Here is a 23,415-nt window from a genome sequence, read left to right on the forward strand (position 1 = left end):
ATCCGGAGCCGCTAAACCCCAAATAATAATGCACGGCGGGTTTGAGCGTACACCCCCGTGAAATTATCAATCGCAATCCCCAGCGGGGTGGGCAAACAGTAATGGCCATACAGCTTACAAAACGGGCGGCGGACCGCGTTCGCGATTTTCTCGATCGCGACGGCGGCATTGGGCTTCGGCTGGGTGTCAAACGCACCGGTTGCTCAGGCTGGGCCTATACGGTGCAGCTTGCCGAGGCGGTATCCGAGCACGACGTGGTCTTCGAGGACCGCGGCGTCAAAATCGTCGTGGCCCACGACAATCTCGACATTCTCGATGGGTCGGAGGTCGACTTCGCGGACGAGGGGTTGGGACGCACGTTTCGGTTCCGAAATCCAAACGTCGCCGAGGAATGCGGCTGCGGTGAGAGTTTTACCGTCAACTGACAGCCGTTATTCTACACTGTACCGTACCCATATCTGCTGATATAATTCGTCGGCTATGCCTCAAGGCATGGAAAATCCTTGCTTCACCCGGTGACCGGAAGTCGGTTTGTGCCGAGGGAAGCTTTTACGGCGTGATTCGCGTCGGAAAATCCACAGGGAGCCACAATGCGACATTATGAGATCTGTTTTCTGGTCCATCCGGACCAGAGTGAACAGGTTCCGGCCATGCTCGAACGCTACCGGAACCTGATAGAAAGCAACAACGGTGCGGTGCACCGTCTGGAAGACTGGGGCAGGCGCCAGTTGGCTTATCCCATCGTCAAGCTGCACAAAGCCCATTACTTGCTGATGAATATTGAGTGCGACAGTGAAACGCTGGCCGAACTCGAAGGCGCTTTTCGCTTCAATGATGCGGTTCTGCGGCACCTGACGATTCGGCGCCAGAACGCCATCGTCGAGCAATCTCTGATCATGCAGGCCAAGGACGACAAGGATCGTCCGGTTCGTGATCGGCCGGCCTCGTCGTCCAACGACGATTCAGACAGTGACTCGAGTGACGAGGCAGGCGGCGATTCCGACACCAAATCGAGCGATTCCGATGAGTCAAAGGCGGATGAAAGCGATGCCGAAACCCAGGTCGAGACGGCCCCGGAGTCGGGTGACGAAGAACGGGCCGAGGCCTGACGGGCGACAGGAGACAAGACATGGCTAGACATTTTCGACGCAGAAAGTATTGCCGGTTTACAGCCGAAGGCGTGACCGAGATCGATTACAAGGACATCAACACCCTCAAACAATACGTGGGTGAGTCCGGCAAGATCGTACCCAGCCGGATTACCGGCACCAAGGCGCGTTATCAACGTCAGTTGGCGACGGCCGTCAAGCAGGCGCGATTCCTGGCATTGCTTCCGTATACGGACAATCACTGATCGCGGGATTCGCGGGAGAATATTCATGGAACTGATATTGTTGGAAAAAGTCCTGAATCTCGGGGACCTGGGCGACAAGGTGAGCGTCAAATCCGGATTCGGACGCAATTTCCTGGTGCCACAGGGCAAGGCGGTGCCCGCCACAGCCGAGAACGTGGCGCGGTTCGAAACCATGCGTGCGGAACTCGAGAAGGCTGCTGCGGACAAGTTGGGTTCCGCCCAATCGCGTTCCGACGCGCTCGCGGAAGTCACAGTCGAGATGGCGGCGAATGCCAGCGAGGAAGGCAAGCTCTACGGTTCGATCGGTCCGCGCGAAATCGCCGATGCCCTGCAGAAAATGGGGCACGATGTGAGCAAGCGCGAGGTCATCATGGGTGAAGGTCCCATCCGGGTGGTGGGTGAGTACGATGTGCAATTGATCCTTCACGCCGATGTCGATACCTCTGTGAAAGTGGTCGTTTCCCCCGAGTAGTTCGCCGGCCGGCGCATTCCTTGCGCCCGACTCGATCAACTTCTATGCTCTGAGCTGCGGTCCGGATTTCCGGGCCGCAGCGATCACGCAGCCAACCGAGTCGCCATGGCCGCCCCCAAACTCGCTTCAATCGATTCGCTCAAGGTACCCCCGCACTCCCTGGAAGCGGAACAGGCGGTGCTGGGCGGTTTGTTGCTTTCGGCCCGCGCCTTCGAGCAGGTTGCGGACTTGCTGGGCGAAGACGATTTCTACCGCGAGGATCACCGGCTGATATTCCGCTCCGTCAGTGAGTTGAATGAACTGGGTAATCCCGTCGACGCGGTCACCGTCACGGAGTGGTTCGAGGCGCACGGAGTGTCGGACCAGGTGGATGGCGGCGCCTACGTGATGCAGCTCGCCAGCACCACACCGAGCGCCGCCAATGTGACGGCTTACGCGCAGATCGTGCGCGAGAAATCGATTCTGCGCCAACTGATTGATGTGGGTACCGAGATCGCCTCGTCCGCTTTTCAGTCGGACGGGCGAACCAGTCAGGAATTGCTCGAGGATGCCGAGCGGGCCGTGTTCGCCATTGCCGATCTCGGAGCCCGTAACCGATCGGGATTCATCGCGGTTCAGGAAACGATCAAGGAAGCCATCGAGCGGATTCAGGAGCTCAACGAATTCGACGGCGAAATTACCGGCGTGGCAACCGGTTTTCGTGATTTCGACCGGATGACCGCGGGTCTTCAGCCCTCCGATTTGATCATCGTCGCCGGCCGCCCTTCGATGGGCAAGACGACACTTGCAATGAATTTCGCGGAACACGCAGCGCTCAAACACGACGTTCCGGTCGCGGTGTTCAGCATGGAAATGTCGGCGTTGCAATTGGTCATGCGTCTGTTTTCATCCCTGGGCCAGATCGAACAGGGACGCTTGCGCACGGGTAATCTCACGGATCTGGACTGGCCGAAACTGACTTCGGCGATGAATTTACTGCACAAGAGCCGGATTTTCGTCGATGAAACGCCAGCGCTTTCGCCTGCTGAATTGCGTGCGCGGGCACGGCGTTTAAAGCGCGAACACGACATTGGTATGATCGTGGTCGACTACCTGCAGCTCATGGCGGTTCCCGGCAGCCGCGATAACCGGGCCACCGAAATCGCCGAAATCTCGCGCTCATTGAAATCCGTGGCCAAGGAACTGAATGTCCCCGTAGTTGCACTCTCGCAGCTCAACCGGTCCCTCGAGCAGCGCCCCAACAAACGGCCGGTCATGGCGGATCTTCGCGAGTCGGGGTCCATTGAGCAGGATGCGGACCTGATCGTCTTCATCTACCGCGATGAAGTCTACAACCCGGAAACCGCTGAAAAGGGCAAGGCCGAGATCATCATCGGCAAGCACCGCAACGGTGAGACGGGTACGGTAAATCTGACCTGGCAGGGTCGCTGGTTACGGTTCGCGAACTTCGCGCCCGAGTATTTTTACGACGAACACGGCGAGTAAAAGGCTGATCCTACGCCGCTTGCGCCGGTCTGCCGTCACTTGCGCGCTGTCGGTAACGATTCCCGAAATTGCCCGAGAATGTGCATGATCTGTGCAGCGAGCCCGCCTAGAATGCACCGATGAGCCGAAACACCGTTGCCCGCATCGACCTCCGGGCTATCCGCCATAATCTTGCCTGCGTGCGCCAATTGGCGCCGGACAGCCGTGTGGCCTGCGTGGTCAAAGCCGACGGCTATGGGCACGGTTTGTCCCGCATCTGTTCCGCGCTGAAGAAGGCCGATCTTCTGGCCGTGGCGACGACCGGGGAAGGTTTCGTTTGCCGTGAACACGGATGGCAGGGCCGCCTCTTGTTGTTGGAAGGCCCCAACAACCGTTCGGAGCTGGAAGACATTATTGAACTGCGAGCGGACATGGTGGTGCATCACCGCACCCAGCTCGACCTGCTCAGGCAGCAGTCCGCCACGCCACCCGGTGCGCTTTGGCTGAAGATCGATACCGGAATGCACCGGCTGGGCTTTCCGGTCGATGATGTTGCCGCCGTCCACGGCGAGCTGGAACAGCTGCGTGGCCCGCAACCCACTGTCCTGATGAGCCACTTTGCCTGCGCCGACAATCGCGAGAATCCCATGACCGCCGGCCAGATCGAACGATTCGACGCGGCGATTCGGGGTCTGGATGGACCCGTTTCCCTCGCCAATTCAGCGGGCATCCTGAATTTTCCGGACAGTCACCGGGACTGGGTGCGTCCCGGGATCATGCTGTATGGCATTTCGCCGTGCGGGCGCGAACGATCAACCGAAATCGGGCTGCGACCGGCCATGAGTCTGCAATGTGACCTGATCGCCATCAATTCCGTCCGCCAGGGCGAAACCGTTGGGTACGGCGCTGAATTCGTTTGTCCGCAGGACATGCGGATCGGTGTGGCTGCAATTGGCTATGGCGACGGCTATCCCCGCGGGGCCCGCAGTGGTACTCCCGTGCTGGTCAATGGTCGGCGCGCGCGGCTGGCCGGTCGGGTTTCCATGGATATGATTACCATTGATCTTTCCGGCCTCGAGGACGCCCGGGTCGGCGACCGGGTCACGCTCTGGGGGGAGGGTCTGCCAATTGAAGAGGTGGCAGTCTGGGCGCAGGCCATTCCGTACGAATTGATCTGCGGGGTCACTGCAAGGGTTCGATCCGTCGCAGACTGATGGTTGGCTGATTTTCGAAGTTGCCGTGCGATGCGAATCAGGCGGAGTCGTCCGTGGTACTGGCCGCTTCGGTCAGGTCGTATTTACGCAGGTATCCGCGCAGCTGATGGTAGGTCAGGCTCAGGTACTCCGCGGTTTTTTTCTGGTTGAACCGGCACTGCTCGAGGGCCTGATTCAGCAGATCGATTTCGACTTGCTGGACGTGTTCCTTGAAATCGTAGGGTCGGTCCGGGGTGGCGACCGCGGGCGGCGGCGTTTCCGGTCGGGATGTTTTTGGCCGCCACGGCGATTCGAAAGGGTCGAAATCAATGGCGTCTATGGGCTCCTGATCGGCTTCCTCCGATGAATAGACCGCCCGTTCCACCACATTTTTCAATTCGCGTACATTGCCCGGCCATGGATGGTCCACGAGGCGGGTAACCGCCTGGTCCGTAAACCCCGCGAAAACCTCCAGGCCCAGTTCCCCGCACATTTTCACGGCGAAGTGCTCCGCCATCGGCAGAATATCGTCCTGTCGCTCCCGCAGTGGGGGCAGGGTGATGACATCGAAAGCGAGACGATCGAGCAGATCAGCGCGGAAGCGGCCCGCTTCGGCCAGAGCCGGCAGATCCTCGTTGGTCGCACCAATGATACGAACGTCGGTTTCGATGGTCTCGGTCCCGCCAACGCGTTCGAGTTCACCATATTCAATAACGCGAAGGATCTTCTCCTGAACGCGACCGGATGTGCTCGCCAGTTCGTCGAGAAAAAGGCTGCCCTGGTGGGCCAGTTCAAAACGGCCCAGGCGGCGACGGTTCGCGCCGGTAAATGAGCCGGCCTCATGACCGAACAACTCGGTTTCCAGCAGGGATTCCGCCAGCGCCGCACAGTTCAGTTTGACGAAGGGACGGTCCCACCGCGGCGACAGGTAATGAATCCGTGCCGCGATCAGTTCCTTGCCGGTTCCGCGCTCACCAATCACCAGCACCGGGCGATTGAGTTGCGCCACGCGGGAAACATGATCGAGAACATCGAGAAATACGCGTGATTCACCGATCAGTTGCTGTTCTCTTGCATTATCCATCGGGTTACCGGGCCGTCGGCAGGGGCATGCCAGTGTGGAGTATTGTAGGAAAATCCAGCGTGGCGTGTATCGGGCTGGAGGTCATGCATCCGATCTGTTACAAGTCGTGCTCCATACTTCGATGCCGGGTGGCGCATGGCCAAATCCAGGACTGCTTATCAGTGCGAAACCTGCGGGGCGATGCAGCCCAAGTGGGCTGGCCAGTGCGCGGAATGTGGCGCGTGGAACACGTTGTCGGAAACCCGAACCCGTCCGGTGGCCGCTGCCCGCGGAGGGTACGCGGGTGCGGATGATCTGGAGCCGAGTCGACTCGCCGATGTCGGGGAAGGCCGGCTTCAGCGCCTGCAAAGCGGCATTGGTGAACTCGACCGGGTTCTCGGCGGAGGCGTGGTCGCCGGTTCGGTGTTGTTGCTCGGGGGGGACCCGGGCATCGGCAAGTCGACCCTGTTGTTGCAGATGCTGTCGGCTGTCGCTCGCCAGGTGCCCAGCCTGTATGTCACCGGAGAGGAATCGCTGCAGCAGGTCGGCATGCGGGCCCGCCGGCTCGGTCTCGGCCTGGAGGAACTCCAGTGCCTGGCGGCCACGGACGTAGACCAGGTGTTGGCCGCCGCTGATCGTATCCGTCCGGGACTCATGATCATCGATTCGATCCAGACCGCTTCGTGCGCAGACCTGGACTCCGCGCCGGGCTCCGTTTCCCAGGTTCGCGAAGCCACGGCGCGCCTGTTGCGCTGGGCCAAGCGTCACGGCTGTTGCGTCATCCTGGTCGGGCACGTGACCAAGGAAGGCTCACTTGCGGGCCCGCGGGTGCTCGAGCACATGGTCGACGCGGTTCTCTACTTCGAAAGCGATGGCAGCAGCCGGTACCGGATCATCCGCGCGATCAAGAACCGGTTTGGAGCGGTCAACGAACTGGGCATGTTCGCCATGACCGGGACGGGATTACGGGAAGTCAGCAATCCATCGGCGATCTTTCTGTCTGGCCATGAAGGGCCGGTTTCAGGCAGCGTCGTCACCGTGGTTCGTGAAGGCACCCGGCCGCTGCTGCTCGAACTTCAGGCACTGGTCGCAACCAGCCATCTCAACAATCCCCGGCGCGTTTCCCTGGGCCTGGACCCGAATCGACTGGCGATGATGCTGGCCGTGATGGACCGGCATGGCGGGATCAACCTGGCGGACCAGGATGTGTTCGTCAACGTGGTCGGTGGCATCCGCATCAATGAAACGAGCGGTGACTTGCCGCTGATCCTGGCGCTGCAGTCGAGTTTCCGTAACCGCCCGTTGCCCTCACGTTGGGCCTGCTTCGGCGAAGTCGGTCTTTCGGGTGAAGTTCGGCCCGTGCCCGATGGTCAGGATCGATTGAAAGCCGCGGTCGGTCACGGATATGAAGCGGTCGTGGTACCGGCATCGAATGCGCCGCGCAAGCCCATCGAAGGCCTGCGGGTCCTGCCTGTGACTTCCGTGGCTCAGGCGCTGGACGTGATTTCAGATGACGCGGCCGGCTGACGCCTGCCCACCCCGAGTACTCGGCGGAACTGCTGGTGGAGCGGCCGTTCGATCCAGCGGTAGTGCACGATGCCGTGCACCAGAATGAAACCGGCATAGAGCAGGAAAATCCATTGCGCGAAGCCGTCATCCTGGCCGCGCAGCCACCGATTGAGACCCAGGTACTGTGTTGCAGCCAGAAACAGCGTGTGACTGAGATAAATGGCATATGACGCACCGCCGGCCTGCAGGCTGAAACGACGCGGAGCCATGAACCCGCGGGCTTCGAGCCCGACCACTCCGGCCACGATCAGCAGCGACGCGGTACCGAATACAGCCACCCGGTAGAACACGTAATAGCCCTGCTCGATATGGCCTTGAAAGCCGGCCAGGTTGATCCAGCCGCCCGCCCCGAAAACAACGATGCCCAGCACCACGGTCTGCCAACCGGCACCGGCCTTGCGGTTGGCGTTATAGCGCGCGAGCAGGGCGCCGCCGAGGAATTCCAGCAGGTAGGGGCTGAGCATGTAGTACTCGGCCAGGCTGATGGTTTCCAGCTGGCCGGGATCATAGGCGTGTCGTACGAACTGGCTGTACAAGGCGAACGCAGCCATGAGCACGGTGAGCGTCGCCAGCAAATGACGCAACCGATGCAGGCCGGTGGTGATCAACACGGTGTATAAGATATAGAAGAACATCTCGAAAATGAGGGTCCAGCTGACGGCGATCAGCAAATGGTTCGCCGGCCAGAGCACGGCCGAACGGACCAGGCTGGATTGGGCGAGATGGTCGGGGTTGATCCACCAGAAAACGACCAATGCCAGCAGAAAAAAGGGCCAGTAGCCGGAATAGATACGCGCGATCCGCCGGCGCAGGAACGCCAGGCCGGGCGTCACGCCGCTGGCACGCGCCGTGGTATGCGCCATGATGTAACCACTGATGACAAAAAAAATGTCCACGCCGGCGAATCCGACGGCTTCGGCGGCCTGAAAGAAGAAGCCGGGTTTGGCCCCGGAATCAGCCAGGTGGGAACTGGCGTGGTACAAAACGACCAGCATGGCGGCCGCGAAGCGCAGGAACTGGATGTTGATGAGCACCGGTGGTGTCAGCCGCTCTGCCGGGTTCGGACCATAACCTTGCCAATCACGTTATCGTTGATTTCCACGATGGTCATTTCATGGCTGCCGATCCGCACGCAGGTCTTTCCATCCGGGATGACTTCGAGCACTTCAAGCAGCAGGCCGTTGATGGTGTTGGCTTCCTCTTCCGGAAGGTCCCAGTTCATGCGCCGATTGAGCATCCGCACGCTGGTCGCGCCTTCCACCAGATGGGTGTCGTCATCCAGATGGCGGATCGCACGGGAGCGTTCCTTGCCCTCGGTGGTGTACTCGCCGACGATTTCTTCGAGGATGTCGTCGAGCGTGACCATGCCCTGGATGTCGCCGTATTCGTCCACCACCAGGCCCATGCGGCGCTCGCGCGACTGGAACTCCAGCAGTTGCTGCATCAGGTTGGTTCCTTCGGGAATGAAGTAGGGCGACCGGATGGAGCGTTTCAGGTCACCGAACGTCAAGCCGCCTTCGGTCAGCTTGGCGATCACCGTGCGTATGTGCAGCAGGCCCTCGACATTGTCGATACTGTCGCGAAACACCGGCATCCGTGTGTACAGCGTCTGGGTCAAGTCATTGAGCACGGTTTCCCAGTCGTCGTCGAGATCGATGCCGACGATGTCGTGGCGCGGAATCATGACATCGTCGACGGTGGCGTGCTCCAGGTCCAGAATGTTCACCAGCATGCGCTGATGTTCGTTGGAAATCTGCCCGCCTTCCTGTAGCAAGGTGCGCAGTTCCTCACGGTTCAACCGCTCGATCACCTCGGCGCGCGTGCGAATGCCAAACGGTCGCAGCAACAGATTGGTTACGCCATTGATCAGCCAGACCAGTGGATAGAACACTTTGAGCAAAACCGCCAATACAAAGGAGGCCGGAAATGCGATCCGTTCCGGATGCAGTGCAGCCATGGTCTTGGGGGCGACTTCGGCGAAAATCAGAATGACTACCGTCAGGGCGAGTGAGGCGATCCAGACCCCCGAGTCACCGAACAGGCGGATGCCGATGACCGTGGCAATGGAAGCCGCGAGGATGTTGACCAGGTTGTTGCCCAGCAGGATCAGGCCGATGAGCCGGTCCGGTTTGCGCAGCAGGCGCTGGGTCATGCGAGCGGCGCGGTGACCGTTGTTGGCGAGGTGCCGCATGCGGTAGCGGTTCACCGCCATCAGTCCCGTTTCCGAACTGGAAAAGAAGCCGGACAGGCAAAGCAGCACGAACAGAATCAGGTAGAGGGTGCTAAGCGGTATCTCGTTCAAGTTCCAAGGACATCCAGGGTGCTCGGCGACAATCGGCTATCTTACCAGCGCGACAGAGCCAGGCGGTTTTGGTGATGGAGGTATCAGACCCACCAATTGCGGTCGAGAATCACTTCGAGCACGAGTTTGCTGCCGAAATAGGCCAGTAGCAGCAGCACGACACCCGCCAGGCTCAACCAGACCGCCCGCCGACCGCGCCACCCGTACCGCCAACGGCCGAGTAGCAGAGTGCCGAAGACGAACCAGGCCAGGAACGACAGCAGGGTTTTGTGGGCCAGGTGCTGGGCGAACAGATCCTGCACATAGGCCAGGCCGGTGGCCAGCGACACGGTGAGTAACACGAATCCGGCCCCCAGCAACCGGAACAGCAGGCGCTCGAGCACATCCAGGGCCGGCAGGGCCTGAACCAGCGGATTGAGGTGATGGCTTCGCAGAAAGTGGTCGATGGCGACGACGAACAGGGCGTATACGCCGGCGATGCTGAACAGCCCGAACGCCAACACGGAACTGACGATATGCGCTGCCGTACCCCACGAGTCGATCTCCACCAGCAGGCGTTCCGATGGCAGGCTCCACTCCAGGATCAGCACCAGGACCGCCAGCGGCAGGGCGACCAGGCTGGCATCGAACAGTGAGTCGCGCGACAACGCCGACAGGCAGAGCATGACGACGATCACGAGCGCGCAGAGCGACAAAAGATTGAGGAAACCGACGTCCGGCATTCCGGAGGTCGACCAATGCTGCCACTGCGCCGCTCCATGCAGGGCGGCTCCCGCCAGGGCAGCTCCCAGCGATACATGACGCCAGCGGCGCGAGCCGGTGATGATGGACCGGTAGAGCAGCGCCGTGGCCGCGGCATAAAGGCCGAGCGCGTACAACAGGGTCGTGTCGTGGTTCATGTTGGGTACGAATCACTCCGGGATTGGTCCGGACCCGCGTCGGGCAGGTCGTCCTGAGGCTATAATACCCGACTCATTTTGTGGTGGAGCGGTTGATGTTCGACACCCTGACAGAAAGACTCGCCGGCACGCTGGATCGGATCCGCGGCAAGGGGCGGCTGACCGAGGAATCCGTGCGCGAAACCCTGCGCGAGGTCCGCGTGGCGCTGCTGGAGGCCGATGTTGCGCTGCCGGTCGTGCGTCAATTCATTCAGGACATCGAGGGCAAGGCCGTCGGCCAGGAGGTACTTGGCAGCCTGACGCCCGGACAGGCTTTGATCAAGCTGGTGCACGATGAACTCGTCGAATTGATGGGCGCGGCCAATGAAGCTCTGGACCTGAAGGCGCAACCGCCGGTCGTTGTGCTGCTGGCGGGACTGCAGGGCGCGGGCAAAACCACGACTACGGCCAAGCTGGGTCGCTACCTGCGGGAACGGGAAGGTAAGCGGGTCATGGTGGTCAGCTGCGATGTCTATCGTCCGGCCGCCATCGACCAGTTGCGTACCGTGGCCGGGCAGGCCGGGGTGGATTTCCATCCTTCCGACGCAACACAACGTCCTGTCGATATCGCCCGGGATGCGCTTGCCGCCGCACGCAAGAACCTGGTTGATGTCCTTCTCGTCGATACCGCTGGCCGCCTCCACATCGATGAGGAAATGATGGAGGAAGTTCGCGCCATTCATGGCCAGGTGCAGCCGCACGAAACGCTGTTCGTCGTTGACAGCATGACCGGCCAGGATGCCGCCAATACCGCACAAGCCTTCGACCAGGCGCTCAGCCTGACCGGCGTCATTCTGACCAAGACGGACGGCGACAGCCGGGGCGGTGCGGCCTTGTCCGTTCGGCAGGTCACCGGCAAGCCCATCAAATTTCTCGGCGCCGGAGAGAAAATCGATGCGTTGCAGCCGTTCCATCCTGAACGGGTCGCGTCGCGAATTCTCGGAATGGGCGACGTACTGTCGCTGGTCGAGGAGGTTCAGCAGAAGGTCGATCGCGGCAAGGCGGAGAAGCTGGCGCGCAAGATGCGCAAGGGCAACCGCTTCGATCTTGAAGACTTCCGCTCGCAGCTGGAACAGATGCAGAACATGGGCGGCCTGGGCAGTCTCGCGGAAAAACTGCCTGGAATGAGTCAGTTGGCTCCGCAGATGAAGGCCCAGATGGACGATCGGAGCACCGCCCACATGATTGCCATCATCAATGCGATGACCCCGCAGGAACGGCGCTTTCCGGACATCATCCGGGGTTCGCGCAAGAAACGCATCGCGCAGGGGTCCGGTTTGCAGATACAGACCGTCAACCGATTACTCAAGCAACATGCGCAGATGCAGAAGATGATGAAGAAACTGGGCGGAGGCGGCGCCAGCAAGATGATGAAGAAACTGAGCAAATTGCAAGGGAATCTGCCGCCCGGGATGTTGCCCGGTGGAGGCAACAAGCCTCCATTCTAGGGCGGATCGGCCCGACCCGACCCTAACCGAGCCGAACCGAACCTAGGAATCACGATGCCTCCCGCTTCACGACGGACTCTGCTTCAGGCCGGGGTTTTCGGTGCCGGCGCTGCCGCGCTTGGCTTGTTGACGTGGTCACGGCGCCAGGCGCGGGATTCGTCCGCATCCAGCCTGCGGGAAATGCCGGAATTGATGGGGCCTCTGGTTGCTGTGCCGGACGAAACCACCGGAATTCCGCTCCTGCGGCTGCCACCCGGGTTTCGCTATCGGACGATTTCCTGGGCGGGCGAGACCCTGCACGACGGGCACGTCGTGCCCGGCAGTGCCGACGGCATGGGCGTGGTGGCCTCGAGGGATGGGCGGGTCACGCTGGTGCGCAATCATGAATTGCGTGGGTCTTCCGGTCCGATCGGAGCCCCGGATCTTGCCTACGATGTCACCGGCGGTGGCACGACAACCCTGGTGTTCGATACGGCCACCGAATCCCTGGCCGATTCATGGGTCAGTCTGTGCGGCACGTTGAATAACTGCGCCGGCGGCGTCACTCCGTGGGGTACCTGGTTGTCGTGTGAGGAGGCGCCCTGGTCGCCGGCTTTGACGCATTTGCCGGTGCCTGCTCGCCAGGCGCTGTGGGATGTGGGCCGCGCAAAGCGGGAACACGGTTTTGTATTCGAGGTTCCCGCGACGGGCACCGCAGTGCCGGAACCCATTCGGGCGATGGGCCAGTTCTACCATGAAGCCGTGGCCATCGATCCGCGCGACGGGGTGGCCTACATGACTGAAGATCTCAGCCCCCGCGCCGGATTTTACCGCTACGTGCCCGATCAGCCCGGTGACCTGGCCGCTGGCGGACGCCTGCAAATGATGCGGGTCGGCGATGGCAGGGACATGCGTGTGGGGCTCGACCTCGGCGCGGCCCTGGCGGTCCAATGGGTGGATATTCCCGACCCCGAGGCGGGGTTTACCGCGCAAAGCAGCGCAGGCGACGGAGTGGTCACCCAGGGGCTCGCGGCTGGAGGATCGGCCTTCATCGCCCTCGAGGGCTGCGTGTATGACCGCGGCGAAGTGTATTTCACGTCCAAGAGCGGCGGGCACGCGGGCGCGGGCAGCGTTTACGTGTATGACCCCGGCCAGCAAACCGTTCGGATGGTATACGAGTCTCCGGGAAGTGCCGTTTTCTCCGGTCCGGACAACATCGTTATGAGCCCTCGGGGCAGCCTGCTGATCTGCGAGGATCGCGTCAGCGGGAATCCGGCGGGCCAGTATCTGGCTGGGTTGCGGCCGGATGGCACACTGTTTCGATTCTGTCAGATCAATCCGGACCTGGATGTCCGGCATGGCGGCCATGATCTGGGGGGAACCGCGCGCAACAGCGAGTGGGCCGGAGCGACGTTTTCACCGGACGGGGAATGGTTGTTCTGCAACGTGTATGCACCGGGATTTACCGTTGCCATAACCGGACCGTGGGAAGACGGTCTGATCTGAGGCTTTGCGCGGCTCGCGGTTGTTTTCTTTTGGCGCTGTTCACGGTACAATACGCGGTTTGCTGAACCCAGAATTCATGCGGGCCGTGACCCTATGGGGCCGGAAACGCAACACGTCCGCGCTGCGGAATTAAACCAGACAGGTTGAGACATGGTAAAAATCAGATTGTCGCGGGGCGGGGCCAAAAAGCAACCGTTCTATCACATCGTGGTGACGGACAGCCGCAAGGCGCGTGACGGCCGCAAGATCGAGCGCGTCGGGTTCTTCAACCCGGTCGCCCGTGGTCAGGAAGAACGCCTGCGACTGGACCTCGACCGCGTGGACTACTGGACCGGCGTTGGCGCGCAGATCAGCGACCGGGTCAAGTCCTTGATTTCGGAGGCACGGACCCAGGCCTCCTGAGCGTGACCTGCGGGTCGCGCTTTCGGCGTCATGGCGGACGATCTGGGCTCGGCGGATAAGCTGGTCCGACTCGGCCGGATTGCCGGTCCGCACGGCGTCCGGGGTTGGATCAAGGTGCGCTCGGACACCGAGCCGCCCGAAGCCATCCTGCAATACCAGCCGTGGCTGGTGGGGCCGGATCGACGGGAAATGCGGGTTGCCGACGTTGCCCCGAAGGGCAGGTCCCTGCGGATAGCACTCGAAGGCATCGACGACCGCAATGCGGCGGAAGCGCTGGTGGGTGCCGATATCGCGGTGCCGCGCGACCGGTTGCCGCCATTGCCACAGGATCGCTACTACTGGGCGGATCTCGTGGGATGCACGGTCGTTACCGCGGATGAACGGGTCCTCGGCGAGGTCGTGGAAATGATTGAAACCGGGGCCAACGACGTCATGCGCGTTCGCGGCGATCGCGAACGACTGGTGCCGTTCGTGCCGGAAATCTATGTTTCATCGGTTGACCTCGAAGCCCGCAGGGTGGAGGTGAACTGGGACCCGGAATTCTAGGGGTGAGGATTCAGGTCATCACCCTGTTTCCGGAGGAATTTCGCCGGATGGTGGATTTCGGGGTGATCGGCCGCGCTCTGCGTGATGGGCGAGTCCGGCTGGAGACGCTGAATCCACGCGATTTTGCGACGGATCGGCATCGCACGGTCGATGATCGGCCGTACGGCGGTGGTCCGGGAATGGTGATGGCGGTCGAGCCGTTACGCTCGGCAATTCGGGCGGCGCGTGATTCGTCCGTCGTTCGTCAGCCGCGAGTCGGTCTGCTGACACCGCAGGGTCGACGATTCGACCAGGCGAATGCGCGAGACTGTGCGAAACGCGGGGAATTGATCCTCGTGTGCGGCCGGTACGAGGGCGTCGATGAACGTTTGATCGCGCGCGAGATCGACGAAGAATGGTCGATTGGCGATTACGTCCTCAGCGGTGGCGAACTGGCCGCCGCGGTGGTGGTCGATTCCGTTGCACGGCTGGTACCCGGAGTACTGGGTGACGCGGATTCGGCAGCACAGGATTCGTTCAGTGAGGGTTTGCTTGATTGTCCTCACTACACGCGTCCCGAGAACGTGGAAGGTGATGGGGTCCCGGGCGTCCTGCTGTCCGGCGACCACGAAGCCATCCGGCTTTGGCGGCGCAAGCAGGCCCTGGGCCGGACATGGCAGCGTCGTCCGGACCTGTTGCAAGGTCGCGAACTGAACGAGCAGGATCGGCGATTGTTAGAGGAATTCAAATCGGACATCGGTGACTGACCGCAGCCCGAATCGGCATTTAAGGAAAACGAACATGAGCAACATCATCGACGAGATCAATGCGGAGCAGATGGCCCGCGACATTCCGGAATTCGCACCGGGTGATACCGTGACGGTCAACGTCAAGGTCAAGGAAGGAAACCGCGAGCGTCTGCAGGCTTTCGAGGGCGTCGTCATCGCCAAGACCAATCGGGGACTGAATTCGGCATTTACCGTGCGCAAGATTTCCCACGGTACCGGTGTTGAACGCGTCTTTCAGACCTACAGTCCGTTGATCGATTCCGTCAAGGTCAAGCGGCGGGGCGACGTGCGGCGCGCCAAGCTGTATTACCTGCGCGGGCGCGAAGGCAAGTCGGCCCGGATCCGCGAAAAGCTCAACTGAGCGCAGCCCCGGCCCAACGCGGCCGGAGACTTCGCTACCGAAAAGCCCGCCTTGTGCGGGCTTTTTTGCCGGCGTATTCCGGGCCGGACGACTTGAACTCTGCGTGAAAACCCATATCTCGGCAGGCATCCCTGGCCACAGCCGAAATGATCATGAGTTCAAGCAACGCTTCAGCAGACAAGACCTCTTCGCCGGACGCGACCGGATCCGCTCCGGAAGTCCACGCCTTTCAGGCCGAAACCCGTCAGGTCATGCGCCTGATGGTTCACTCCCTGTACTCGAACAAGGAAATCTTCCTTCGCGAGCTGATTTCCAATGCCTCCGACGCACTCGATCGCCTGCGGTTTGCCGGTCTGCAGAACCCGGAATGGCTGCAGGGCGATTCGGACCTTCGAATCGAGATCGAGGCCGATACAGAATCCGGCACCCTGACCGTGCGCGATAACGGCATCGGCATGACCCGCGAAGAGGTGTTGGAGAACATCGGCACCATCGCGCACTCGGGCACGCGCCGTTTTCTCGAGCAACTGGAAGCGGGGCAGAAAGCCGACCGTCAACAGATCGGGCAGTTCGGTGTCGGATTCTATTCCGCGTTCATCGTGGCCGACTCCGTGACGCTGCTCACGCGCAAGGCCGGCACGGCGCCGGAGCAGGGAGTCCGCTGGGTCTCCGATGGCGAGGGCGAGTTTTCGATCGAGACCGCCGACGTGCCGGGCCGCGGAACCTCGGTCGTGCTCCAACTCAAGGAGGACGAAAAGGAGTTTCTGCAGCACTGGAACCTCAAGCAACTGGTTCAGCGCTATTCCGACCACGTCGGCTTTCCCATCCACCTGCGCCGTGACCCGCAGCCCGACGGCGACAAGGCTGGAGAGGACGGCGAATGGGAACAGGTCAATACCGCCACCGCGCTGTGGGCGTTGCCCCGCAACGAGCTGTCGGATTCCGACTACCAGGGTTTCTACAAGCATTTGACCCACGATGTCGACGATCCACTGTGCTGGGCTCACAACACCGTTGAAGGCGCGCAGAGCTACACAACCCTGCTTTATGTTCCGCGCAAGGCGCCGTTCGACCTCGCGCTGCAGCGTGACGAACGCCACGGCCTGCGGCTTTACGTCAACCGTGTGTTCATCATGGATGCCGCGCAACACCTGCTGCCGCACTACCTCCGGTTCGTTCGCGGGGTCGTCGATTCGCAGGACCTGCCGCTCAATGTATCGCGTGAACTTCTGCAGGAAAATGTGCTGGTCGACCGCATCCGGGCGGCCGTGGTGCGGCGCAGCCTGGACATGATTGGCAAACTCAATGAGGCGGGTGGTGACGAGTATGCGGCGTTCTGGAAAGAGTTCGGCACCGTGCTCAAGGAGGGTGTTGTCGAGGATCCGGACAATCGCGAACGCATTCTGCCCTTGCTGCGTTTCGAGTCGACCCGGGATGCGGATCCGGCGGATATGACCGATCTCCCCGCTTACGTGGAGCGCATGACCGAGGGTCAGGACGCCATCTATTTCATCACCGCGGAGCACGCTCAGGCGGCGGCCAACAGTCCGCACCTGGAGGTGTTCCGCAAGAACGGCATCGAGGTTCTGTTGATGTCCGACCGCGTCGATGAGTGGATGATGTCCTATCTGCATGAATTCGATGGCAAGCCGTTCAAGTCCGTCGCCAAAGGGGATATCGACCTCGGCAAGCTGTCCCAGTCGAGTCCCGATGCCGATGAGGGAGAGCCGGAATCCGGCCAGCTCGACGAGGACCTGATCCAGCGTATCGATGCCTGCCTCGGAGACCGGGTCAGCGCGGTCCGCGCCAGCCAGCGATTGACCGACTCGGCCTCCTGCCTGGTGCTCGGAGAAGGCGAGATGGCCCTGCACCTGCAGAAAATGCTGCAGCAGGCGGGGCAGCCGGTTCCCGGCACCGAGCCGATCCTGGAACTCAACGCGTCCCACCCGCTGGTCGAACGGCTGGCGGTCGAGAGTGACGAGGAACGCTTCGAGATGCTGAGCGTGCTTCTGTACGAACAGGCGTTGCTGGCCGAAGGTGGTTCGCTGGAAGATCCGGCAGGGTTCGTGCGCCGCATGAACCGGCTGATGACCGTCGGTCCCGCAACGGACTGAACGCCACGTGACAGACTCCGTCCGCCTCGACAAGTGGCTTTGGGCCGCGCGTTTCTTTCGGACGCGCGGGCTGGCCCGGGAGGCGGTTCTGGGGGGCAGGGTGAGAGTGGACGGCCATCGGGTGAAACCGGGCCGGGCGATTCGCAGCGGTGATGGGTTGACCGTCCAGCGCGGCGAAACCCTGTTTGAAGTCACGGTGCGGGATATCGGCGGTCGGCGCGTTTCCGCCGATCGGGTGAGTGAGAAGTACGAAGAAGATCCTGCGAGCATCGAGCGCCGGGAACGGCAGGCCCAGGAGCGCAGGGATGCGCGCGCCGAGCGCGGGGAGCGACCGCGGCGCCCGGACAAGAGGCAGCGGCGCCAGATCGTCAGTTTTACCCGGCGGCAGAAGTAGGATATCAGTCGGAGCCGGCGTCGAGCTCCCGCTTGAGTTCGTAAACCAGGTCCAACGCTTCCCGGGGGGTGAGCGAATCCGGGTCTACCGCTTCCAGGCGCCGGTTGATTCGATCGGCCGGGATGTCATCCAGCTCCGTATCCGGCACTTCGTGAATCCGCGGTTCGGATTGCGCCGGATCGAACAAGCCGAGTTGCGGTGAATCCGGACGTTGTTGCCGCTCCAGCCGGTCCAGGTGTTTGCGGGCCTGTTCGATGACGCGGCGAGGAATCCCGGCCAGCGCGGCCACCTGCAATCCATAGCTCTGGCTGGCTGGTCCGTCCTGCACCGCGTGCATGAACACAATCCGGTCGCGGTGCTCCACGGCGTCGAGATGCACGTTGGCCACACCCGGCTCGTCATCGGCCATTCGGGTCAATTCGAAGTAATGCGTGGCGAACAGGGTGTAGGACTGGACCGAACGCGCCAGATAGGCCGCGCAGGCCCAGGCGAGCGCCAGACCGTCGTAGGTGCTGGTGCCGCGGCCGATTTCGTCCATCAACACCAGGCTGTCCCGGGTGGCGTTGTGCAGGATGTTGGCTGTTTCCGACATTTCGACCATGAAGGTCGAGCGGCCGCGCGCCAGTTCGTCGCCGGCGCCGATGCGGGTGAATATCCGGTCGATCGGTCCGATGCGGGCCGCGTCCGCGGGCACCCAGCTACCGGCGTGCGCCAGCAGAACGATGAGCGCGGTCTGCCGCATGTAAGTGGATTTGCCACCCATATTGGGGCCGGTGACGATCAGCATCCGCCGGTCGGGCCCCAGTTGCAGATCGTTCGGGGTGAAGGGATCCGATTGCAGTTGCTCCACCACCGGGTGCCGTCCGGCGGTAATGGTGAGGCCGGACTCGGAACTCATTTCCGGGCGGCACAGATTCAGTGCCGCCGCACGTTCCGCGAATGCCGCCAGCACGTCGAGACGGGCCAGGCTGGCTGCCAGTTTCTGCAGTCCGTCCAGATTGGACTGCAGGCGGTCGAGCAGGCCTTCGTAGCAATGCTTCTCGCGCGTCAGCGCCCGTTCCCGGCTGGACAGCACCTGGTCTTCGAATTGCTTGAGTTCTTCGGTGATGTAGCGCTCCGCGGCTTTGAGCGTCTGCTTGCGTGTGTAGTCGTTCGGTACGTGCTGTTGCTGGGTTTTGCTGACTTCGATGTAGTAGCCGTGAACCCGGTTGTAGCCGACTTTCAGATTGGCGATACCGGTTTCCTCGCGCTGGCGTTGCTCGTACTCGGTGAGAAACGCGGCGGCGTTGTCCGACAGGTCGCGCAGGCGGTCCAGTTCTTCATCGTAGCCCCGGGCGATCACGCCACCGTCGCGCACCAGGGCCGGTGGTTCCTGGACCAAGGCTTCCTGCAAAAGGGCCAGTAAATCCGGGAACCCGGACAGGCTGCCAACGGCGCTTCGCAGGGCTGCATGGCCGCTGTCGTCGATGAGGCGTTGCAGCCGGGGGGACGCCTCCAGCGCCTGCCGCAGGGCGGCCAGATCCCGCGGCCGCGCCGAGCGAAGCGCGACCCGGGAAAGGATGCGCTCGATATCGGCAATGCCAGCCAGCACCTGGCGTAACGGGGCGCATCCGTCTGCGGCGTGCAGTTCCCCGACGGCGTCATGGCGCTGTTCGATGGTGGTCCGGTCGCGCAGGGGATCTCCCAGCCACCGCCGTAGCAGACGGCCGCCCATGGCGGTCACCGAGGAGTCGAGGATGCCCACCAGCGAAGCGTCGTCGCTGCCGTCCAGGCTGCGGTCGATTTCAAGATTTCGACGCGTATTGGCATCGATGTGGACGAAGGTGTTGGCGAGTTCCAGGTGCAGTCCCCGCAAGTGTGGCAATGCGGTGCGTTGCGTTTCCTGAACGTAATCGACCAGCACTCCGGCAGCCGTTATCGCGGCCGGAAGGTCCTCGATACCGAATCCGCCCAGGTCGGCGGTGCCGAACTGTTCGCAGAGCAGTTTGGCGGCCGAGCGGGGGTTGAACTTCCAGGCCGCGCGGCTACGCTGCCGGCTGGTGGGCAGACCCGGGAGTTCGAGACCATCGACGACCAGCAACTCGGCCGGCTGCAGGCGTCCCAGCTGGGCCTCGAGGTCGGCCTCATCCGGGATGCCCCTCACGCGAAAACGTCCGGATGCCAGATCCAGCCAGGCCAGTGCTGCCTGGCCGCCAACGCTGGCATGGGCGGCGAGCAAGGCTTCCCGCCGCGATTCCAGCAGGGCATCCTCGGTCAGGGTTCCGGGTGTGACGATGCGTACGACGCGGCGTTCGACCAGGCCCTTGCCCGGTGTGGGTTCACCGATCTGCTCGCAGATCGCCGCCGATTCCCCTTGGCGCACCAGGCGGGCGAGGTAACCATCCAGCGCGTGGTGTGGCACGCCGGCCATGGGAATGGGTTGGCCGGCGGACTCTCCCCGGGTGGTGAGCGTGATGTCCAGCAGCCGCGCGGCGCGCTCGGCATCGTCGTAGAATAATTCGTAGAAGTCCCCCATTCGGAACAGCACGAGCGTGTCCGGGAACTCCGCCTTGATGCCCAGGTATTGCTGCATCAGGGGAGTATGGCCGGCGAGTTCCAGGGGGGCGGCGGATGACATCGCACGAAGTTTAGCGTAACGGGAGCGAGGCATGAAGGTGCATGATGGCCGGCTTTCCAGGGGAGCCGAATGATGGCAAACGAGGACCTGTCTGCGCTGCTCGAAGCGCTGTCCGCAGCGTTGTGTGAGCGCGGCTGGACCGTGACGACGGCCGAATCCTGTACCGGCGGCTGGGTGGCCAAGCTGTGTACCGACCGGGCTGGCAGTTCGAACTGGTTCGAGCGGGGCTACGTCACCTACAGCAACGCCGCCAAGATGGAAATGCTGGCGGTCGATCCGGGAACACTGCAACGTTGGGGGGCGGTCAGTGAGGCGGTGGCCCGGGAAATGGCCGAGGGTGCCATGCGGTCGTCCGGCGCGAGTCTCGCGGTCGCCGTGACCGGGATCGCCGGACCCGAGGGTGGCACCCCGGATAAACCGGTGGGGACGGTCTGGTTCGCCTGGGCTTGCGACGATCGGCCAACCATCAGTGTCTCGAAGTGTTTTTCCGGAGACCGCGAAGCGGTTCGATGGCAGTCCGCGGTGACCGCGCTCGAGGGTTTGCTGCAGGCCACCACCGCCTGATGCCGGGTGCACGTGCCGGTTCCTTGCGGCTGTTCTTCGGGCTGCTTCCGGATGCCCGGGTCCGGCGCCGCATCGTCAGTTTGCGGAACCGGCTGAATGTGTCCGGGCGAGAGGTGCCGGCGGCAAATTTTCACGTCACGCTGGCTTTCCTCGGTTCCGTTCCTTCGTCGCGCCAGGGCACGCTCGGGAGCCTTGCGTCGACACTCAGGTGTTCAGCAGGGCAGGTCCGGCTGGATCGCATCGGGTCATTTCCGCGCGCCCGGGTCGCCTGGCTGGGAATCGATCGTCCCCCGGCATTCCTGGCGGACTTTCGTGCGCGCCTGGTCGGCGGGCTCCGGGACGAGGGATTTTCGGTGGATCTCCGCCGCTGGACTCCGCACGTCACGCTTTATCGCAAATTGAGAACGCCGTGTGAGAATCTCCTGATCGATCCGGTGATCTGGCCCGTTCGCGAGTTCGCCTTGCTGGCATCCGAAACCGGGCCGGGCGGAGTGTGTTACCGGGTTAAGGATCGCTGGTCGTGTGGACCGACCGGGCAGAGTCCGGGAGCAGCGTAGGAAATCGGCTCGCATTGACCCGGTTCGGGTGAAGGCTCAAACGGGCCTGTGTCATAATGCGTGCCAAACCGGCACGACCCAAAAGCAGACAGGAGAGGAAGCGTGGACGACAACAGAAAACAGGCCCTGGCGGCCGCTCTGACCCAGATCGAGAAGCAGTTTGGAAAGGGTGCCATCATGCGGCTCGGCGATGGGTCTGCCGCGCATGACGTACGGGCCATTTCGACCGGCTCTCTGGCGTTGGATCTCGCTCTGGGTATTGGTGGCCTGCCACGCGGACGAGTCGTGGAAGTCTATGGCCCGGAGTCCAGCGGCAAGACCACCCTGACCCTGCAGGTCATCGCCGAATGTCAGAAGGTGGGAGGCACGGCCGCGTTCGTGGACGCCGAACACGCGCTGGACCCGCAATATGCCGAGAAACTGGGCGTGAACGTGGAAGATCTTCTGGTCTCCCAGCCCGATACCGGCGAGCAGGCGCTGGAGATCACCGACATGCTGGTTCGCTCCGGCGCAGTCGATGTGGTGGTAGTTGACTCGGTCGCGGCGCTGACACCCAAGGCCGAAATCGAGGGTGACATGGGCGACTCCCACGTCGGCCTGCATGCCCGCCTGATGTCTCAGGCCCTGCGCAAACTCACCGGTAACATCAAGCGCTCCAACTGCATGGTCATTTTCATCAACCAGATCCGCATGAAGATCGGGGTGATGTTTGGCAGTCCGGAAACCACCACCGGCGGTAATGCTTTGAAATTCTACTCCTCGGTCCGCCTGGACATCCGCCGCATCGGTGCGTTGAAGAAAGGTGACGAGGTCGTCGGCAACCAGACCCGCGTCAAGGTGGTGAAGAACAAGATGGCCCCGCCGTTCAAACAGGCGGAGTTCGAAATTCTCTACGGCGAGGGTATTTCGCGAGAGGGTGAACTGATCGAGCTCGGCGTAAAACACAACATCGTCGACAAGTCCGGCGCCTGGTACAGCTACGGCAGCGACCGCATTGGTCAGGGCAAGGAGAACGTCCGGCAGTTCCTGAAGGAACATACGGACATGGCGGCCGAAATCGAACAACGGCTGCGCAAGGAATTGCTCCCCGAAGAAACCCCGGTGGCGGAAGAGGGCGAAGGCGCGGGTGCCGAGAACGTCGAATCCTGAATCGCGCGCGAACGGGAATGCGGGCGTGCCCGCGGACGATCCTTCGCCAACGGAAATTTCGGCATTCGCGATGCAACTCCTGTCGCGGCGGGAGTACGGTGCGCATGAGCTGGTGCAGCGGCTGGTGCGCAAATGGCCGGCCGGTGAGGGCCTGGCTGGTGTGATTGAAGAGTGCGTCCGGGATCTGGCCGAGCAAGGTCTTCAGTCCGACCAGCGATTCGCTGAATCGTTTGTCAGGTCCCGCATGGCCCGCAGTCAGGGGCCATTGAAAATCAAGGCGGAACTCCAGCGCAGGCGGGTGGACGAGGCGGCCGTTCGCGGGGTCCTGGAAGAGGATGAATCGTTTTGGGCCCGGCTCGCAGCCGAATGGCTGGAGCGTCAGAACCCGGGAACTTTCGATCGAGCCGAGCGTGCACGTTTTTACCGACGCCTTCGAAACCGCGGTTTCAGCCACGGACAGGCCATGTCGGCGCTCGACCTGCAGTCGCGGTCCGGCTCGGAACCGGATGGCTGCGACTGAGTCGTGCGACTCGAAGTGTACGGACTCTTGTGTTTTCGACCGTCCGTGACCATCTCCTCAGGAACACTCCAGGGCGCAGTCACACGCCGCGTGATTGGGTAAACTGCCGGTCCGTCGTGAGCGCACCCAACAGGCA

Annotated in this window: 24 protein-coding genes; 19 read left to right on the forward strand and 5 right to left on the reverse strand. The window is 62.2% G+C overall.

The features are described 5' to 3' along the window. Positions 1 to 101: 101 nt before the first annotated feature. From V3330_RS07990 to alr, 6 genes are all read left to right on the forward strand, one after another. Positions 102 to 425, forward strand: a complete 324-nt coding sequence (locus V3330_RS07990; protein WP_354694876.1) for a HesB/IscA family protein — start codon at positions 102 to 104, stop codon at positions 423 to 425. Positions 426 to 590: 165 nt separating this feature from the next. Beyond that, a complete protein-coding gene (gene rpsF, locus V3330_RS07995; protein WP_354694877.1) occupies positions 591 to 1,109 on the forward strand; it encodes a 30S ribosomal protein S6 in 519 nt (172 codons plus the stop codon). 20 nt (positions 1,110 to 1,129) lie between these two features. Then, positions 1,130 to 1,354 (forward strand): 30S ribosomal protein S18, encoded by a 225-nt coding sequence (rpsR, locus tag V3330_RS08000; RefSeq protein WP_354694878.1) that lies wholly within the window; start codon positions 1,130 to 1,132, stop codon positions 1,352 to 1,354. A gap of 25 nt (positions 1,355 to 1,379) precedes the next feature. Further along, entirely contained in the window at positions 1,380 to 1,826 is a 447-nt protein-coding gene (rplI, locus tag V3330_RS08005) for a 50S ribosomal protein L9 (RefSeq protein ID WP_354694879.1), read from the forward strand. Positions 1,827 to 1,931: 105 nt separating this feature from the next. Beyond that, positions 1,932 to 3,311: a replicative DNA helicase gene (gene dnaB, locus V3330_RS08010; RefSeq protein ID WP_354694880.1), complete on the forward strand. Its 1,380-nt coding sequence runs from the start codon at positions 1,932 to 1,934 to the stop codon at positions 3,309 to 3,311. Between the two features lie 119 nt (positions 3,312 to 3,430). After that, entirely contained in the window at positions 3,431 to 4,504 is a 1,074-nt protein-coding gene (gene alr / locus V3330_RS08015; protein WP_354694881.1) for an alanine racemase, read from the forward strand. Between the two features lie 37 nt (positions 4,505 to 4,541). Here the strand turns inward: alr and pspF are convergent, their stop codons facing one another. Then, the gene (gene pspF, locus V3330_RS08020; RefSeq protein ID WP_354694882.1) at positions 4,542 to 5,567 is read right to left on the reverse strand and encodes a phage shock protein operon transcriptional activator; all 1,026 of its coding nucleotides are present in this window, start codon (positions 5,565 to 5,567) and stop codon (positions 4,542 to 4,544) included. A gap of 135 nt (positions 5,568 to 5,702) precedes the next feature. Here pspF and radA point away from each other — a divergent pair, with 135 nt between their 5' ends. Further along, on the forward strand, positions 5,703 to 7,073 hold the full coding sequence (radA, locus tag V3330_RS08025; RefSeq protein WP_354694883.1) for a DNA repair protein RadA: 1,371 nt from the start codon (positions 5,703 to 5,705) through the stop codon (positions 7,071 to 7,073). On the opposite strand, the gene V3330_RS08030 is transcribed toward radA, so the two are convergent. From V3330_RS08030 to V3330_RS08040, 3 genes are all read right to left on the reverse strand, one after another. Beyond that, complete coding sequence (locus tag V3330_RS08030; RefSeq protein ID WP_354694884.1) at positions 7,034 to 8,149, reverse strand: acyltransferase family protein; 1,116 nt, start codon at positions 8,147 to 8,149, stop codon at positions 7,034 to 7,036. The two genes, radA and V3330_RS08030, sit on opposite strands and share 40 nt — an antisense overlap. Positions 8,150 to 8,157: 8 nt before the next feature. Beyond that, the gene (locus tag V3330_RS08035) at positions 8,158 to 9,417 is read right to left on the reverse strand and encodes an HlyC/CorC family transporter (RefSeq protein ID WP_354694885.1); all 1,260 of its coding nucleotides are present in this window, start codon (positions 9,415 to 9,417) and stop codon (positions 8,158 to 8,160) included. A gap of 83 nt (positions 9,418 to 9,500) precedes the next feature. Further along, positions 9,501 to 10,316 (reverse strand): cytochrome C assembly family protein, encoded by an 816-nt coding sequence (locus V3330_RS08040; protein ID WP_354694886.1) that lies wholly within the window; start codon positions 10,314 to 10,316, stop codon positions 9,501 to 9,503. Between the two features lie 95 nt (positions 10,317 to 10,411). On the opposite strand from V3330_RS08040, the gene ffh reads away from it, so the two are divergent. The 8 genes from ffh to V3330_RS08080 all read left to right on the forward strand — a co-directional run bounded on the left by ffh (position 10,412) and on the right by V3330_RS08080 (position 17,872). Next, on the forward strand, positions 10,412 to 11,803 hold the full coding sequence (ffh, locus tag V3330_RS08045) for a signal recognition particle protein (protein ID WP_354694887.1): 1,392 nt from the start codon (positions 10,412 to 10,414) through the stop codon (positions 11,801 to 11,803). Positions 11,804 to 11,857: 54 nt separating this feature from the next. After that, positions 11,858 to 13,288 (forward strand): alkaline phosphatase PhoX, encoded by a 1,431-nt coding sequence (locus V3330_RS08050; RefSeq protein ID WP_354694888.1) that lies wholly within the window; start codon positions 11,858 to 11,860, stop codon positions 13,286 to 13,288. Positions 13,289 to 13,438: 150 nt separating this feature from the next. Beyond that, the gene (rpsP, locus tag V3330_RS08055) at positions 13,439 to 13,690 is read left to right on the forward strand and encodes a 30S ribosomal protein S16 (protein WP_354694889.1); all 252 of its coding nucleotides are present in this window, start codon (positions 13,439 to 13,441) and stop codon (positions 13,688 to 13,690) included. Between the two features lie 30 nt (positions 13,691 to 13,720). Then, complete coding sequence (gene rimM, locus V3330_RS08060; protein ID WP_354694890.1) at positions 13,721 to 14,236, forward strand: ribosome maturation factor RimM; 516 nt, start codon at positions 13,721 to 13,723, stop codon at positions 14,234 to 14,236. Positions 14,237 to 14,238: 2 nt separating this feature from the next. Continuing rightward, positions 14,239 to 14,982 carry a tRNA (guanosine(37)-N1)-methyltransferase TrmD gene (trmD, locus tag V3330_RS08065; RefSeq protein WP_354694891.1) on the forward strand — a complete coding sequence of 248 codons (744 nt, stop codon included), beginning with the start codon at positions 14,239 to 14,241 and terminating at the stop codon, positions 14,980 to 14,982. 34 nt (positions 14,983 to 15,016) lie between these two features. Further along, the gene (gene rplS / locus V3330_RS08070) at positions 15,017 to 15,364 is read left to right on the forward strand and encodes a 50S ribosomal protein L19 (protein ID WP_354694892.1); all 348 of its coding nucleotides are present in this window, start codon (positions 15,017 to 15,019) and stop codon (positions 15,362 to 15,364) included. Between the two features lie 152 nt (positions 15,365 to 15,516). Beyond that, entirely contained in the window at positions 15,517 to 17,478 is a 1,962-nt protein-coding gene (gene htpG, locus V3330_RS08075; RefSeq protein ID WP_354694893.1) for a molecular chaperone HtpG, read from the forward strand. A 7-nt stretch (positions 17,479 to 17,485) separates the two neighbouring features. Further along, positions 17,486 to 17,872 (forward strand): RNA-binding S4 domain-containing protein, encoded by a 387-nt coding sequence (locus tag V3330_RS08080; protein ID WP_354694894.1) that lies wholly within the window; start codon positions 17,486 to 17,488, stop codon positions 17,870 to 17,872. Between the two features lie 4 nt (positions 17,873 to 17,876). Here the strand turns inward: V3330_RS08080 and mutS are convergent, their stop codons facing one another. Next, entirely contained in the window at positions 17,877 to 20,489 is a 2,613-nt protein-coding gene (gene mutS, locus V3330_RS08085; RefSeq protein WP_354694895.1) for a DNA mismatch repair protein MutS, read from the reverse strand. A gap of 69 nt (positions 20,490 to 20,558) precedes the next feature. Here mutS and pncC point away from each other — a divergent pair, with 69 nt between their 5' ends. The 4 genes from pncC to V3330_RS08105 all read left to right on the forward strand — a co-directional run bounded on the left by pncC (position 20,559) and on the right by V3330_RS08105 (position 23,279). Then, the gene (gene pncC, locus V3330_RS08090; protein WP_435791612.1) at positions 20,559 to 21,053 is read left to right on the forward strand and encodes a nicotinamide-nucleotide amidase; all 495 of its coding nucleotides are present in this window, start codon (positions 20,559 to 20,561) and stop codon (positions 21,051 to 21,053) included. Next, complete coding sequence (gene thpR, locus V3330_RS08095) at positions 21,053 to 21,610, forward strand: RNA 2',3'-cyclic phosphodiesterase (RefSeq protein ID WP_354694896.1); 558 nt, start codon at positions 21,053 to 21,055, stop codon at positions 21,608 to 21,610. Before pncC ends, thpR begins: the two co-directional genes overlap by 1 nt. A gap of 102 nt (positions 21,611 to 21,712) precedes the next feature. Then, positions 21,713 to 22,759: a recombinase RecA gene (gene recA / locus V3330_RS08100; protein ID WP_354694897.1), complete on the forward strand. Its 1,047-nt coding sequence runs from the start codon at positions 21,713 to 21,715 to the stop codon at positions 22,757 to 22,759. A gap of 25 nt (positions 22,760 to 22,784) precedes the next feature. Next, positions 22,785 to 23,279, forward strand: coding sequence for a regulatory protein RecX (locus V3330_RS08105; RefSeq protein ID WP_354694898.1), 495 nt, complete (start codon positions 22,785 to 22,787; stop codon positions 23,277 to 23,279). Positions 23,280 to 23,415: the final 136 nt, after the last annotated feature.

The organism is Elongatibacter sediminis (genome assembly GCF_037892215.1).
GTDB classification, from domain to species: Bacteria; Pseudomonadota; Gammaproteobacteria; order Xanthomonadales; family SZUA-36; genus Elongatibacter; species Elongatibacter sediminis.

Coding starts and splice junctions, on each gene's coding strand:
- V3330_RS07990 (WP_354694876.1), top strand. CDS start 102: ATGGCCATACAGCTTACAAAACGGGCGGCGGACCGCGTTCGCGATTTT.
- rpsF (WP_354694877.1), top strand. CDS start 591: ATGCGACATTATGAGATCTGTTTTCTGGTCCATCCGGACCAGAGTGAA.
- rpsR (WP_354694878.1), top strand. CDS start 1,130: ATGGCTAGACATTTTCGACGCAGAAAGTATTGCCGGTTTACAGCCGAA.
- rplI (WP_354694879.1), top strand. CDS start 1,380: ATGGAACTGATATTGTTGGAAAAAGTCCTGAATCTCGGGGACCTGGGC.
- dnaB (WP_354694880.1), top strand. CDS start 1,932: ATGGCCGCCCCCAAACTCGCTTCAATCGATTCGCTCAAGGTACCCCCG.
- alr (WP_354694881.1), top strand. CDS start 3,431: ATGAGCCGAAACACCGTTGCCCGCATCGACCTCCGGGCTATCCGCCAT.
- pspF (WP_354694882.1), bottom strand. CDS start 5,567: ATGGATAATGCAAGAGAACAGCAACTGATCGGTGAATCACGCGTATTT.
- radA (WP_354694883.1), top strand. CDS start 5,703: ATGGCCAAATCCAGGACTGCTTATCAGTGCGAAACCTGCGGGGCGATG.
- V3330_RS08040 (WP_354694886.1), bottom strand. CDS start 10,316: ATGAACCACGACACGACCCTGTTGTACGCGCTCGGCCTTTATGCCGCG.
- ffh (WP_354694887.1), top strand. CDS start 10,412: ATGTTCGACACCCTGACAGAAAGACTCGCCGGCACGCTGGATCGGATC.
- V3330_RS08050 (WP_354694888.1), top strand. CDS start 11,858: ATGCCTCCCGCTTCACGACGGACTCTGCTTCAGGCCGGGGTTTTCGGT.
- rpsP (WP_354694889.1), top strand. CDS start 13,439: ATGGTAAAAATCAGATTGTCGCGGGGCGGGGCCAAAAAGCAACCGTTC.
- rimM (WP_354694890.1), top strand. CDS start 13,721: ATGGCGGACGATCTGGGCTCGGCGGATAAGCTGGTCCGACTCGGCCGG.
- rplS (WP_354694892.1), top strand. CDS start 15,017: ATGAGCAACATCATCGACGAGATCAATGCGGAGCAGATGGCCCGCGAC.
- htpG (WP_354694893.1), top strand. CDS start 15,517: ATGAGTTCAAGCAACGCTTCAGCAGACAAGACCTCTTCGCCGGACGCG.
- mutS (WP_354694895.1), bottom strand. CDS start 20,489: ATGTCATCCGCCGCCCCCCTGGAACTCGCCGGCCATACTCCCCTGATG.
- pncC (WP_435791612.1), top strand. CDS start 20,559: ATGATGGCAAACGAGGACCTGTCTGCGCTGCTCGAAGCGCTGTCCGCA.
- thpR (WP_354694896.1), top strand. CDS start 21,053: ATGCCGGGTGCACGTGCCGGTTCCTTGCGGCTGTTCTTCGGGCTGCTT.